Annotated in this window: 13 protein-coding genes and 1 pseudogene; 8 read left to right on the top strand and 6 right to left on the bottom strand. The window is 72.0% G+C overall.

Going from position 1 to position 12,209, the window contains the following annotated elements; genetic code table 11:
* A pseudogene (locus ACWEN3_RS28910) lies at positions 1–714 on the top strand (hypothetical protein); the annotation flags it as partial.
* Between the two features lie 9 nt (positions 715–723).
* On the opposite strand, the gene ACWEN3_RS28905 reads toward ACWEN3_RS28910, so the two are convergent.
* A complete protein-coding gene (locus tag ACWEN3_RS28905; RefSeq protein ID WP_452976578.1) occupies positions 724–972 on the bottom strand; it encodes a hypothetical protein in 249 nt (82 codons plus the stop codon).
* The gene (gene mca, locus ACWEN3_RS28900) at positions 965–1,825 is read right to left on the bottom strand and encodes a mycothiol conjugate amidase Mca (protein WP_452976582.1); all 861 of its coding nucleotides are present in this window, start codon (positions 1,823–1,825) and stop codon (positions 965–967) included. Before mca ends, ACWEN3_RS28905 begins: the two co-directional genes overlap by 8 nt.
* 156 nt (positions 1,826–1,981) lie before the next feature.
* Here mca and ACWEN3_RS28895 point away from each other — a divergent pair, with 156 nt between their 5' ends.
* Together ACWEN3_RS28895 and greA are read left to right on the top strand one after the other, a co-directional pair.
* Entirely contained in the window at positions 1,982–2,380 is a 399-nt protein-coding gene (locus ACWEN3_RS28895; RefSeq protein ID WP_452976576.1) for a DUF4307 domain-containing protein, read from the top strand.
* Positions 2,381–2,571: 191 nt separating this feature from the next.
* On the top strand, positions 2,572–3,072 hold the full coding sequence (gene greA / locus ACWEN3_RS28890; protein WP_452976574.1) for a transcription elongation factor GreA: 501 nt from the start codon (positions 2,572–2,574) through the stop codon (positions 3,070–3,072).
* 83 nt (positions 3,073–3,155) lie between these two features.
* Here the strand turns inward: greA and ACWEN3_RS28885 are convergent, their stop codons facing one another.
* From ACWEN3_RS28885 to ilvA, 3 genes are all read right to left on the bottom strand, one after another.
* Positions 3,156–4,013, bottom strand: a complete 858-nt coding sequence (locus ACWEN3_RS28885) for an ABC transporter permease (RefSeq protein WP_452976572.1) — start codon at positions 4,011–4,013, stop codon at positions 3,156–3,158.
* A complete protein-coding gene (locus ACWEN3_RS28880) occupies positions 4,010–4,993 on the bottom strand; it encodes an ATP-binding cassette domain-containing protein (protein WP_452976570.1) in 984 nt (327 codons plus the stop codon). Before ACWEN3_RS28880 ends, ACWEN3_RS28885 begins: the two co-directional genes overlap by 4 nt.
* A 151-nt stretch (positions 4,994–5,144) precedes the next feature.
* Positions 5,145–6,374 carry a threonine ammonia-lyase gene (gene ilvA, locus ACWEN3_RS28875; protein ID WP_452976568.1) on the bottom strand — a complete coding sequence of 410 codons (1,230 nt, stop codon included), beginning with the start codon at positions 6,372–6,374 and terminating at the stop codon, positions 5,145–5,147.
* Between the two features lie 162 nt (positions 6,375–6,536).
* Here ilvA and ACWEN3_RS28870 point away from each other — a divergent pair, with 162 nt between their 5' ends.
* The 3 genes from ACWEN3_RS28870 to ACWEN3_RS28860 all read left to right on the top strand — a co-directional run bounded on the left by ACWEN3_RS28870 (position 6,537) and on the right by ACWEN3_RS28860 (position 8,071).
* Positions 6,537–7,040 (top strand): MarR family winged helix-turn-helix transcriptional regulator, encoded by a 504-nt coding sequence (locus ACWEN3_RS28870; RefSeq protein WP_452976580.1) that lies wholly within the window; start codon positions 6,537–6,539, stop codon positions 7,038–7,040.
* Positions 7,041–7,170: 130 nt separating this feature from the next.
* Positions 7,171–7,674 (top strand): sigma factor-like helix-turn-helix DNA-binding protein, encoded by a 504-nt coding sequence (locus tag ACWEN3_RS28865; protein WP_452976566.1) that lies wholly within the window; start codon positions 7,171–7,173, stop codon positions 7,672–7,674.
* A 148-nt stretch (positions 7,675–7,822) separates the two neighbouring features.
* Positions 7,823–8,071: a hypothetical protein gene (locus ACWEN3_RS28860; RefSeq protein ID WP_452976564.1), complete on the top strand. Its 249-nt coding sequence runs from the start codon at positions 7,823–7,825 to the stop codon at positions 8,069–8,071.
* 10 nt (positions 8,072–8,081) lie between these two features.
* Here ACWEN3_RS28860 and ACWEN3_RS28855 read toward each other — a convergent pair whose 3' ends face one another.
* A complete protein-coding gene (locus tag ACWEN3_RS28855; RefSeq protein WP_452976562.1) occupies positions 8,082–9,236 on the bottom strand; it encodes a cystathionine gamma-synthase in 1,155 nt (384 codons plus the stop codon).
* Between the two features lie 223 nt (positions 9,237–9,459).
* Between ACWEN3_RS28855 and ACWEN3_RS28850 the strand changes: the two genes are divergently transcribed.
* Entirely contained in the window at positions 9,460–10,578 is a 1,119-nt protein-coding gene (locus ACWEN3_RS28850) for a hypothetical protein (protein WP_452976560.1), read from the top strand.
* A 176-nt stretch (positions 10,579–10,754) separates the two neighbouring features.
* Positions 10,755–12,209, top strand: a 1,455-nt coding sequence (locus ACWEN3_RS28845; protein ID WP_452976558.1) for a M48 family metallopeptidase, incomplete at its 3' end; no start/stop codon positions are given.

Below are 12,209 nucleotides of genomic sequence, written 5' to 3'. Positions count from 1 at the left end.
TGGGCGGGGGAGGAGGCGGGGCGGCCGTCGTGGTGCCAGGCGTCGGCGGGGGCCGCCTGGACGCTGTACTACCTCGGTCAGGCGCTGGAGGAGTCCGGCGAGCTGGACCGGGCGGTCCGCGACCTGGAGCGGTCCCGGACGATGTTCTCCCGGATGCGGGACGTCTACGGACTGGCCTGCGCCCGCCACCACTCGGCCCGTGTCACCCGGGACCAGCGGGCCGCGCAGACGGGATCGCTGCGCAACTCCGGCTTCGCACGCCAGCTCCTGGTGGACGCCCGCGCCGACTTCCAGCGGATCGGCGTCGCCCACGGCGAGGCCTGGACCTGTCTGGAACTGGCGGTCGTCGACGCGGGCAACGCCCGTACCCAGCAGGCGCTGGCCCTGTGCGACGAGGCGGTCGACCTGTTCGCCTCCTACGGCGACCGGCGCGGCGGGGACTGGGCCCGCTTCCTGCGCTGCACCCTGCTGCCCTACGCGGCGCCGGGAGGCGTGGAGGTGGGCACGGCGGTGGCCCAGGAGGAGCTGGCCCAGCTGGCCCGCGCCGAGCACCCGCTGCGGGACGAGAAGCTCACCGACTGCGTCTCGGCGTACGGACTGCTGCTCGAACGGGGGGTGAGCCTGGAGGCCGGCTGGCAGGCCTGGCGCCTGCGCATGACTCCGGACCGCCACGCCCGGGAAGTCATGGGAGTGGCGGTACCGGCGGCGCGCTGACGCCCCGGATCAGCCCCGCTGCGCGGCGGAGTCGGCCTTGTCCCCGGCCTGCTCCGCCTCGGGGTCCGGGACCTCCTTGAAGGCGACCTTCCCCATGTGCTTGCTCATCGACTTCATCAGGCCCCACACGGCCAGGGCCATCACCGCGAAGACGATGAAGCCGAGGACGCCGGGGGTGACCTTGTTCTGGTCGACGTCCTTGGCGAGGGGGACCAGATGCGTCACTGCCAGGCTCACGCTTGCACTCATGTCAGGCATTGTCCCGGATGCCCGCGAAGAGGTCGTCCTCGGGGAGGGAGGTGTCGACGAGCGACTTCGCCAGCTCGTACTCCTCCGTCGGCCAGACCTCCTTCTGGAGCTCCATCGGCACCCTGAACCAGCCGCCGTCCGGGTCGATCTGCGTGGCGTGCGCGATGAGCGCCTTGTCACGGATCTCGAAGAAGTCCGCGCACGGGACGTGCGTGGTCAGCGTGCGCTCGGTGCGCTCCATCTCGCTCCAGCGCTTGAGCCACTCCCCGTACGGCGACTCCAGACCGCGGTCGAGCATGGCCTTGTGCAGGGCCTCGGTGCGGGGACGGTTGAAGCCCTGGTTGTAGTAGAGCTTCTGCGGCTGGTAGGCGGTGCCGAACTCCCCCTCGGGGTACTTCTCGGCGTCCGCCGCGCCCTCGAACGCCACCATGGAGATCTTGTGGGTCATGATGTGGTCGGGGTGCGGGTAGCCGCCGTTCTCGTCGTAGGTGGTGATCACCTGCGGACGGAAGGCGCGGATCTTCCGCACCAGCTCACCGGCCGCCTTGTCGATGTCCTCCAGGGCGAAGCAGCCCTCGGGCAGCGGCGGCAGCGGGTCGCCCTCGGGCAGACCGGAGTCGACGAAGCCGAGCCACTCCTGCTTGACGCCGAGGATCTCGCGGGCCTCGTCCATCTCCCTCTTGCGCACCTCGTGGATGTGCTCCTCGACGTAGGCGTCGCCCTGAAGCTTCGGATTGAGGATGGACCCACGCTCTCCGCCGGTGCAGGTCACCACCAGCACGTCCACCCCCTCGGACACGTACTTCGCCATGGTGGCCGCGCCCTTGCTCGACTCGTCGTCGGGGTGCGCGTGAACGGCCATCAGTCGCAGCTGGTCAGTCAAGACTCAATCCTCGGTAGGTCGGCACCCCCTGGCTCAGGGCGCGCGTTAAGTCGGCGCCCCCATGGCTCAGGGCGCAGTCGGCGGCTTCTATAGTGACCGAATCGGGGGGCGAATAATTCCGCGGAGAGGACGATCATGAGTACGGCGAGCACGCGGCTGCCCGAGGGCCGCTACGGCCGCTCCTCGGACGAGCGCGCCGACCGCAAGCTCAGGATCGCCGGGACCGTGCTGGGCGCGGTGCTGCTGGCCCTGGTCGGATACTTCGCCTACCACTACGTCGTGGAGAGCAAGATCAGCGCCCAGGTGGTCACCTTCGACGCCACCGACAACGCGGTCCACGTGCATCTGGAGGTCCACAAGGACTCCGGCACGGACGGCTACTGCACCCTGCGCTCCCAGGCGGCGGACGGCTCCGAGGTGGGCCGCGCGGACTTCCGGTTCAGCGGGCCGGCCACCCGCATCGACAAGGTCGTCACGCTCCGTACGACGGCCAAGGGCACCACGGCCGAGCTGCTCGGCTGCCACGCCGGCTGACGCCGTCCGGACACTCCCCGGCATCGCCCGGAATGCGTAGGCCCCGACCTGCGTTGATGTGAATCTGATGGCTTATGTCCTCCCCCTTCCGCCGTTGAATTGTTAGGCTCGTGGTTTCGCCCATCCAAGAGGGAACATTCTTCTGGGTAGGGCGATGCTTTGTATTTCCCAGTACCGACGAGGAGCACCCTGTGACCCAGACCAGCGAGAACGTCACCTGGCTGACCCAGGAGGCGTACAACAAGCTCAAGGTCGAGCTTGAGTACCTTACTGGTCCTGCGCGCACGGAGATCGCCGCCAAGATCGCGGCCGCGCGCGAGGAGGGCGACCTGCGCGAGAACGGCGGGTACCACGCTGCCAAGGAGGAGCAGGGCAAGCAGGAACTGCGCGTGCGCCAGCTGACCCAGCTCCTCGAGAACGCCAAGGTCGGCGAGGCCCCGGCCTCCGCCGACGGTGCCGTCGCGCCCGGCATGGTCGTCACGATCGCCTTCGACGGCGACGAGGACGACACGATGTCGTTCCTGCTCGCGTCCCGCGAGTACGCGAGCGCCGACATCGAGACGTACTCGCCGCAGTCCCCGCTCGGCTCCGGCGTCATCGGCCACAAGGTGGGCGAGGACGCGGAGTACGAGCTGCCGAACGGCAAGAAGGCATCGGTGAAGATCCTGAAGGCCGAGCCCTACTCGGGCTGACCGGCCTCCCCCTTCCCTCGAGCCCCCGGCGTCCGCCGCATCCCACGGACACCGGGGGCTTCGTCATGCCCGGGAGGCCGCCGTCATGCCGTGGCCGAGCGGTACTTGCGCACCGCCAGGGACCGGAATATGACGACGATCAGCACCGAGTAGATCAGCGAGGCCCAGACCGAGTGCTGCATGGGCCAGGCGTGCGAGGTGGACTGGCCGGGGCTGCCCATCAGGACCCGGGCCGCCTGGACGGTGGCGCTGAACGGGTTCCACTCCGCGATGTGACGCAGCCAGGGGGTCATGTTGCTGATGTCCACGAACGCGTTGGACAGGAACGTCACCGGGAACAGCCAGATCAGCCCGCCGGAGGTGGCCGCCTCGGGGGTGCGCACGCTCAGGCCGATCAGGGCGCCGATCCAGGTGAACGCGTATCCGAGCAGGAGCAGCAGGCCGAAGGCCGCGAGGACCTTGCCCGCGTCGGTGTCCTGGTAGGTCCCGACCCGCCAGCCGACGAGCAGCGCGACGACGGCGAGGACCAGCAGGGTGAGCGCCGTCTGGACCAGGTCGGCGAGGGTGCGGCCGGTGAGCACCGCGCCGCGCGCCATGGGCAGCGAGCGGAAGCGGTCGATGAGGCCCTTGTGCATGTCGTCGGCGATGCCGGCGCCGGAGCTCGCCGTGGCGAAGGTGACGGTCTGCGCGAAGATGCCGGCCATCAGGAAGTTCTTGTAGCCCTCGGCGCTGGTGCTGCCGTCGATCTTCATGGAGCCGCCGAAGACATAGGTGAACAGCACCACGAACATGATCGGCTGAATAAGCCCGAAGATGACCATCTCCGGAATGCGGGACATCCGGATCAGGTTCCGCTTGGCGACGATCAGCGAGTCCCGGACGGACCGGGTGAACGGGTTGCCGGGCGCGGGGACGGGCACGGCCTCGATGGCGGAACTCACTTCACGGCCTCCTTGGCGCTCTCCGGGTTCTGGTCGGCGGTCTCGGCGACGTGTCCGGTCAGGGACAGGAAGACGTCGTCGAGGGTGGGGCGGCGCAGCCCCACGTCGTCCATCTCGATCCCGCGCGTGTCCAGTTCCCGGATGATCTCGGCGAGCAGCTTGGCGCCGCCGGTGACGGGGACCGTGAGCCTGCGGGTGTGCTCCTCGACCGTGGTCTCGCCCTTGCCGAAGCCGGTGAGGACCTCGACGGCGGCCGGGATGTCCTCGCGTTCGTGCACCACGACCTCCACCCGCTCGCCGCCGGTGCGGGCCTTGAGCTGGTCGGAGGTGCCCTTGGCGATGACCCGGCCGTGGTCGACCACCGCGATGTCGTGGGCGAGGTGGTCGGCCTCCTCCAGGTACTGGGTGGTGAGCAGCAGGGTCGTGCCACCGGAGACGAGCTGCTTGATGACCTCCCACAGCTGCTGGCGGTTGCGCGGGTCGAGGCCGGTGGTCGGCTCGTCCATGAACATCACCGGGGGCGAGACCACGAGCGCCGCGGCGAGGTCGAGCCGGCGGCGCATGCCTCCGGAGTAGGTCTTGGCGGGGCGGTCGGCGGCGTCCGCGAGGTTGAACTGCTCCAGCAGTTCGGCCGCCCGCTGCCGGGCCGGCCGGGCCCTCATCTGGTACAGCTGCCCGACCATCTGCAGGTTCTCCCGGCCGGTCAGGTACTCGTCGACCGCCGCGAACTGGCCGGACAGGCCTATGGAGCGGCGCACGGCGTCGGGGTGTTTCAGGACGTCCACGCCGGCGACGACGGCGGTGCCGCTGTCGGGGCGCAGCAGGGTCGTCAGGCAGCGGACGGCCGTCGTCTTGCCGGCGCCGTTCGGCCCGAGCAGGCCGAGGACCGTGCCCTCGGGCACGTCGAGGTCTACGCCGTCCAGTGCCCTTACCTCACCGAAGGTCTTCACCAGGCCTTCGGCATAAATGGCGCCTGGCATGTCTGTCTCCGTCTCCACGTCGTCGGGGAACACTCAGGGATTCCGGTCACACCATAACGCGATGTATCGCGTCTCTCAATGGGCTTCGGCCCGGGATTACTCGAACGAGTGATCCCCCCGGCCCCGGCCTCGGACGGGTCGGGGCCCGGTCTCAGTCGATGACCGTGTAACCCGCGTCCCGCAGGGCCTGGCCAACCTCGGCGCAGTGCACCGGGCCCTCCGTCTCGAGGTGCAGCTCCACCTCCGCCTCCGTGAGCCCGAGCCGGGGGTCGGTTCGTACGTGGCTCACGTCGAGGACGTTAGCGTCGACCACTGACAACACCCCGAGGAGCGTGGCGAGGGCGCCGGGGCGGTCGGTCAGCCGCAGCCGTACGGCCAGGTAGCGGCCCTGCGCGGCCATGCCGTGCCGCAGCACGCGCTGGAGCAGCACCGGGTCGACGTTGCCGCCGGAGAGCACGGCGACGACCGGGCCCTCGAAGGCGTCCGGCGCGGCCAGCAGCGCCGCGACCGGGCTGGCCCCGGCAGGCTCCACGACCAGCTTGGCCCGCTCCAGGCACAGCAGCAGCGCCGCCGACAGCTGGTCCTCGCTGACCGTGCGCACCTCGTCGACCAGCTCGCGGATGATCCCGAACGGCACCGCGCCGGGCCGGCCCACCTTGATGCCGTCGGCCATCGTCGCCGGGTTCCGCACCGTCACCGGGTGCCCCGCGGCCAGCGAGGGCGGGTAGGCCGCCGCGCCCTCCGCCTGCACGCCGACGATCCTGACCTCCGGCCGGATCGCCTTGACCGCGACGGCGATCCCGGCCGCCAGCCCGCCGCCGCCGATCCCGACGACGACGGTGCGCACCTCCGGGCACTGCTCCAGGATCTCCAGGCCGACCGTGCCCTGGCCCGCGATGATGTCCGGGTGGTCGAAGGGGTGGATGAACACCGCGCCCGTGGCGGCCGCGTACTCCTCGGCGGCGGCCAGCGTCTCGTCGACCACCTGGCCGTGCAGGCGCACCTCGGCTCCGTACTCCCGGGTCGCGCTGACCTTCGGGAGGGGCGCGCCCTTGGGCATGAACACCGTGGCGTGCACGCCCAGCAGCGAGGAGGCCAGTGCCACGCCCTGCGCGTGGTTGCCGGCGCTGGCGGCCACCACGCCCGCCGCCCGTTCCTCGGGCAGCAGCCCGGCGATGCGCACATAGGCGCCGCGCAGCTTGAACGAGCCGGTCCGCTGGAGGTTCTCGCACTTCAGCTGCACCGGCGCGCCGACCAGCTGGGACAGGTGCCGGCTGCCCTCCATCGCGGTGACCCGTGCCACACCCGAGAGCATCTTCTGCGCTCCGCGCACATCGTCGAGGGTGACGGAACGCAAGGAGTCAGCCGTGCCGTAGCTCATGACTCCAGCATCGCAGTTCACACTCGCGCACGACTTGTGTGACCAAGCTCCGAGACCGGTTTGCGCAGCGCCGGTACGGCCCGGCGCCGGGCCGCGTACCCTGTCCCCCAACCCAGCAGCCCTTCATGAAGTGAGCCTCCGGCCATGCCCACAACACCTGAAATGTCGATGGACATGACGACCGTCGGTGACCCCGGTCTTCTCGACACCCTCCAGCACGAGGTGGCGGTGTTCGCCCGCCGCGCCGAACAGACGCGGCTCGGCGGGGTCGGGCAGGTGCGCAACTCCATGGACCGCGCCGCTTACCTGCTGCTCAACCGCCTCGACAAGGAAGGCCCGATGGGCGTCAAGGCGCTCGCCGCGGGCATGGGCATCGACTCCTCCACGGTCACCCGGCAGGTCGCGCCCCTGGTCGACACCGGGCTGGTCAAGCGCACCTCGCACCCGGAGGACGGCCGCGCGGTGGTGCTTCAGCTGTCCCCGCGCGGGGCCGCCCGGCTGGAGGAGGTGCGTTCGTCGCGGCGTCAGCTGATGGCCGAGCTGACACACGACTGGGCACCGGAGGAGCGCGAGCAGTTCTGCACGCTCCTGACGCGCTTCAACCACGCGCTGTCCGCGCGCACCGTGCAGGGCGTCCCGGCCCCGGAGCAGCCGCCGGCGTCCTGAGCCGCACGGCGCACAGGAGCGGTCCCAAGTCTTGACCCCGGGCCCTCGCTGGCCTCATATGAGACCGGGTCCTGTGTCGTACGCGGTTCACCTGTCCGTACCGGACGGGGCCCCTCATGGGGGAGGCGTGGTGCTTGATCGGCAGGTGTCCCGCGGGGCCCGCCGGGCCCGGGAGTTCGAGGCGTTCGTCGCGGGCGCGGCAGGGCGCCTGCTGCATGCCGCCACGCTGCTCACCGCGGAGCCGACGCACGCCAACCCCCGCGCGCGTCGCCTGCTGACGCTGGCACTCGGCCACACCTACGCCCGCTGGGACCGGCTGCGCGGCGAGGACCCTTACGACTGCGCCCGCCAGTACCTCGCCACCCGCTTCGCGCGCGCCACCTGGCACCGGTACCTCGCCCTCGGGCGCACCCGGCCCGATCCGCGCAGCCCGCTCGCCGCGCTCGGCCCGCAGGAGCGGCTGATCCTGGTGCTGCGGCTCTACGAGGGCGTCGCCGAGGAACAGGCCGCGGCCCTGCTCGGTCTGCCCGTGGACCGCGTCCACACCATCTGCGACCGCGCGACGGCCACGGTGCTGCACCCGCCCCGGCCGGCCGGCCCGCGCACGGTGGGCGCGAAGGTGGCGCCGTCATGAGCCCGCGGCACGATGCCCCGGGGCCGTCACACGTGGTCGTCGGGCCGAGGCCCGCCCCTCCGGTGCCACGACACGGCTTGACCATGCCGCCGCACGCCGTGGTGGAACCGCGGCAAACCTGCGAAGCCCGGCGCTCGAGGAGGCTCCGGTGAACCGGGCGGAGCGGGAGGCCGCCGTGCGCCGGGTCATGGAGGAGCGGCCGGCGCCGGTGCCGCCGGAGCTGCACGCGGAGGCGGTGCGGCGGGGCGAGCGCGTGCTGCGGCGCAGACTGCTCGCCCGCCGGGTGCTGTGGCTGCTGGCGTGCGCGGCGGTCGTGGCGTTCGGCCTGTGGGCCGCGCACGTGCACCCGTGGGTGGAGCCGCCCTCGCAGACGACTCCACCGGTCAGCGGCTGGTGATCAGGGCCGGCTAGCCCAGGGCCTGCTGGAGGTCCTCCAGCAGGTCGTCGACGTTCTCGATGCCGACGGACAGGCGCACCAGGTCGCCGGGCACCTCCAGCGCGGAGCCGGCCGCGGAGGCGTGCGTCATCCGGCCGGGGTGCTCGATGAGGGACTCGACACCGCCGAGGGACTCGCCGAGCGTGAACACCTTGGCGCGGTTGCAGACCTCGACGGCTGCCGCCTCGCCGCCCTCGACCCGGAAGGACACCATGCCGCCGAACGCCTTCATCTGCTTGGCGGCGACCTCGTGGCCGGGGTGCTCGGGCAGGCCCGGGTAGAGCACGCTCGTCACGCGCGCGTGCCGGGTCAGCATGTCGGCGACCTTCGTGGCGTTCTCGCTGTGCCGGTCCATGCGCACCGCGAGGGTCTTGGTGCCGCGCAGCACCAGCCAGGAGTCGAAGGGGCCGGCGACGGCGCCCATCGCGTTCTGGTGGTAGGCCAGCTCCTCGCCGAGCTCCGGGTCGGAGACGATCAGGGCACCGCCGACCACGTCGGAGTGGCCGCCCATGTACTTGGTCAGGGAGTGCACGACGACGTCCGCCCCGAGCGACAGCGGCTGCTGGAGGTAGGGCGTGGCGAAGGTGTTGTCGACGACGAGCTTCGCGCCCGCGTCGTGCGCGATCTGGGCGACGGCGGCGATGTCGGTGATGCCGAGCAGCGGGTTCGAGGGGGTCTCCACCCAGACGGCCTTGGTCTTCGGGGTGATCGCGGCCCGGACGGCGGCCGGGTCGCTGGTGTCGGCGACGGACCACTCCACGCCCCAGCGGGTGACGACCTTGGCGAAGAGACGGAAGGTGCCGCCGTAGGCGTCGTTCGGGATCACCACGTGGTCGCCCGGGCTGAGCAGCGTGCGCAGCAGGGTGTCCTCGGCCGCCAGGCCGGACGCGAAGGCGAGGCCGCGGCGACCGCCCTCCAGCGCGGCGAGGTTCTCCTCGAGGGCGGTGCGGGTCGGGTTGGCGCTGCGGCTGTACTCGTAGCCGCCGCGCAGCCCGCCGACGCCGTCCTGCTTGTAGGTCGAGACCTGGTAGATCGGCGGGACGACCGCGCCGGTGAGGGGATCCGCGGTGTTGCCCGCGTGGATCGCGAGGGTCTCGAAGTGCTGACTGATGTGCCTGTCGCTCATGTCCACCGAGCGTAGTGCGCCCCGCCGCATACTGACGCCCCCGTCCCCCGCGGGGCACCGCCGCGAGGGATTTCCCTGCGTGGACAACGGCGGGAGGTCTGTACGACGGCCCCGGCCGCCGGCAGCCGCGCCCCCGCGTTCTCTGTCATGTCCCGGACCAGGGTTTTCCACAGGGCGGCGGTGGGGTTGGCCAACTGTCGGCGGCGTCTGGTTCGCTTGGGGCATGGCGATTCTCTGGCTGATCATGGCGCTGCTCATGCTGAGCTTCGTGCTGCTCCCCGTCATGCGGCGCAGGCGCGGGGTGATCGAGCAGGTTCCCCCGGGTCACCCGGACGCCGCCGACCCGGCGGACTACGGCTTCGTGCGCCAGGAGGAGCTGGACGTGCGCATGCCCGGCCCGGACCAGGACCTGCTGGACGTCCTGGACCTGGTGCAGCGCACGCAGGACTACCGCGCGGCGGCTCAGCTGCTGGCCGGCACCGAGATCGCGGGCGAACCGCGCTGGCAGCGGGTGCAGGCCTTCGCCGGAGCGGCCGCGCTGGAGCTGCAGCAGCGGCCCGGCGGGGTGCACGAGACGCCGGGCGGCCAGTGGCTGCGGGTGTGGCGGGCCGAGCAGCCCAAGGACGCCGGCGGGGCCGCCGTGCACGCGGAGTTCCTGGCGCAGCAGGCCTGGCGGACGTCGACGCCCGGCTCGGACGACTTCCGGATCATCATGGAGGAGGCCCGGGAGTCCTGCGGACAGGCGGCCCTGCTGGCCCCCGGCGACCCGGTGCCGTACGTCGTCGAGCTGTCCGTCGCCCGCGGCCTCGCGTATCCGCGGGCCGAGTTCGAGCAGCTGTGGCTGAAGATCCTCGACCGCGCCCCGAACCACATGGGCGCGCATCTGGCCGCACTGCACTACTGGTGCGAGAAGTGGCACGGCTCGCGCGAGCAGGCGTACTCCTTCGCCGAGGCCGCCGCGGCCCGCGCCCCGCAGGGCTCGCTGCTCGCCGCGCTGCCGCTGTTCGCGGTCTTCGAGCACCTCCCCGAGGTGAACCTGGTCGCGAGCTTCTACCAGAGCGAGGTCGTCACCAAGGCGATGCACGGCGCGCTGCACGCGGTGCACGCCGCGCGCCCCGACGACCCGATGCTCGCGCACGTCCGCCATCTGCTGATCTTCTTCCTGGTCCGCGCCGAACGCTGGGCGGAGGCCGTGCAGCAGCTGATACACGTCGACGGTCATGTCGGCGCGCTGCCCTGGATCCTGTCGGCCGACCCGGCCGCCGAGTTCGCCGTCTACCGCGCGCTGGCGGTGGGCGGTTACGAGGCGAACGGCGGCAGCCCGGCGAGTCTGCCCGGCTGACCGGGGCGGGGCCCCGAGCCGAGCGGGCACCGGCCCCCGCCGTATTCGCTTTGCCCTCCTGACCTGCGGTACGGAATACTCCGGCATCCCCCCACACCGCACCACGCGCGCCGGCGGGCGCCGGTCGCGTGCTGCTTCATGTCCGGTTTCTGAGGTCCTGTGGGGGGATCTGCCCGATGGGCGCAACTCTGCGCGCGCTGCGCGCTCTCGTGATGCTGCTCGGCTTCTATCTGCTGAGCCTCGTCCTGCTGGCGGTGCTGATCGGTCTCGACGTCGCCGCGTTCACCTGGGGGCACGGCCCGGTCGTCGCGAAGCTCGCCGTCGTCACGGTGCTGCTGGCCGTACCCGTCGTACGCGGCATGTTCATGCTGCGCACCCCGAAGGGCGAGGACGGGCCCGGGATCGCGGTCGCCGAGGCCGACGAGCCCCGGCTGTGGGCGCTGGTCCGGGAGGTCGCGGCGGCGGCCGGCACCCGCGCCCCCGACCGGATCCTGCTGACCGGCGAGGTCAACGCGGCCGTCGGCGAACAGTCGCGGCTGCTCGGCCTGTTCCCCGGCCCGCGCCTGCTCTACCTGGGCGTGCCGCTGCTGACCGGTCTCACCGAGGACCGGCTGCGGGCCGTGCTGGCCCATGAGTACGGGCACTTCACCGGCGGCGACACCCGGCTGTCGGCGCCGGTCGTGCGCGGCCGGGTGCAGATCGGCCGGGTCATCGAGCAGTTCCACGCCAGGGCGCAGGGCAAGGAGGCCGCCGTGCGCGCCCGGCAGGAGCAGGCCGCGGCCAAGCGGATCGCCAAGGGCAGGAAGGCCAAGAAGGTCGACGCGTCCGGTGCCGGAGCGACGTACCGGATGATGGCGGCGGTCTACACCTGGTACGGCAGGCTGTATCTGCGCGCCTCCCTCGCCACCGCGCGCGGCCAGGAGTTCGCCGCCGACCTGGCCGCCGCCCGGATCGCCGGGCGCGACGCGACCGCGGCGGCGCTGCGCGAGATCCCGGTCCTGTCCGTCTCGCACGGCTTCTACCTGGACTCCTACGCCACCCTCGGCCTGCCGGCCCGACTGCTGCCGCCGCGCGGACAGTTCTTCGGCGGCTTCGGCAGGCTGCTGACGGCCCGGGAACGGGAACTGGTCGAGCTGCGCGAGCGGCTGCCCGAGGAGCCGGCCTCGCCGTACGACTCCCACCCGCCGATCGCCGAGCGGGTGCGGCGGATCGAGGCGCTGCCCGCCGACGGGCGCACCGAGGGGGCCGAGGGCACGGCGCTCGCCCTGCTCACCGACCCGGAGCGGACCCTGGCCGCGCTGGAGGACGCCGTCCTGACCGACGAGGTGCTCGCCTTCGGGCGCTCGGCCGGCTGGCCGGAGCTGCTGGACGCCTCGATGGCCACGGGGCTGTCCACCGCACAGACCCCGCTGCACCAGGCCCTGACCGCCTACACCGGGCGGCCTCCGACGCTGCCCGCGCTGCTGGAGGTCGTCGACGACGGACGCCTTTGGCTGCTGGCGGAGCATCTGCCGCTGTCGAAGGAGGCGTCCGCCGCGCGGGGCCGGGCGTTCCGCGAGTTCGCGCGCCCCGTGCTGCGCGGGTCGCTGCGGACGATGGTGCTGGCCGAGTTCAGCGCGCGTTCGCTGCTG

The sequence above is a fragment of the Streptomyces sp. NPDC004561 genome, assembly GCF_053602155.1.
Note: the sequence above shows the minus strand (reverse complement) of the source record. Positions and strands in the feature narration are given on the sequence as shown.

Coding starts and splice junctions, on each gene's coding strand:
- ilvA (WP_452976568.1), bottom strand. CDS start 6,374: ATGAGCTACGGCACGGCTGACTCCTTGCGTTCCGTCACCCTCGACGAT.
- ACWEN3_RS28905 (WP_452976578.1), bottom strand. CDS start 972: ATGCCTGACATGAGTGCAAGCGTGAGCCTGGCAGTGACGCATCTGGTC.
- ACWEN3_RS28855 (WP_452976562.1), bottom strand. CDS start 9,236: ATGAGCGACAGGCACATCAGTCAGCACTTCGAGACCCTCGCGATCCAC.
- ACWEN3_RS28895 (WP_452976576.1), top strand. CDS start 1,982: ATGAGTACGGCGAGCACGCGGCTGCCCGAGGGCCGCTACGGCCGCTCC.
- ACWEN3_RS28850 (WP_452976560.1), top strand. CDS start 9,460: ATGGCGATTCTCTGGCTGATCATGGCGCTGCTCATGCTGAGCTTCGTG.
- mca (WP_452976582.1), bottom strand. CDS start 1,825: ATGGCCGTTCACGCGCACCCCGACGACGAGTCGAGCAAGGGCGCGGCC.
- ACWEN3_RS28880 (WP_452976570.1), bottom strand. CDS start 4,993: ATGCCAGGCGCCATTTATGCCGAAGGCCTGGTGAAGACCTTCGGTGAG.
- ACWEN3_RS28870 (WP_452976580.1), top strand. CDS start 6,537: ATGTCGATGGACATGACGACCGTCGGTGACCCCGGTCTTCTCGACACC.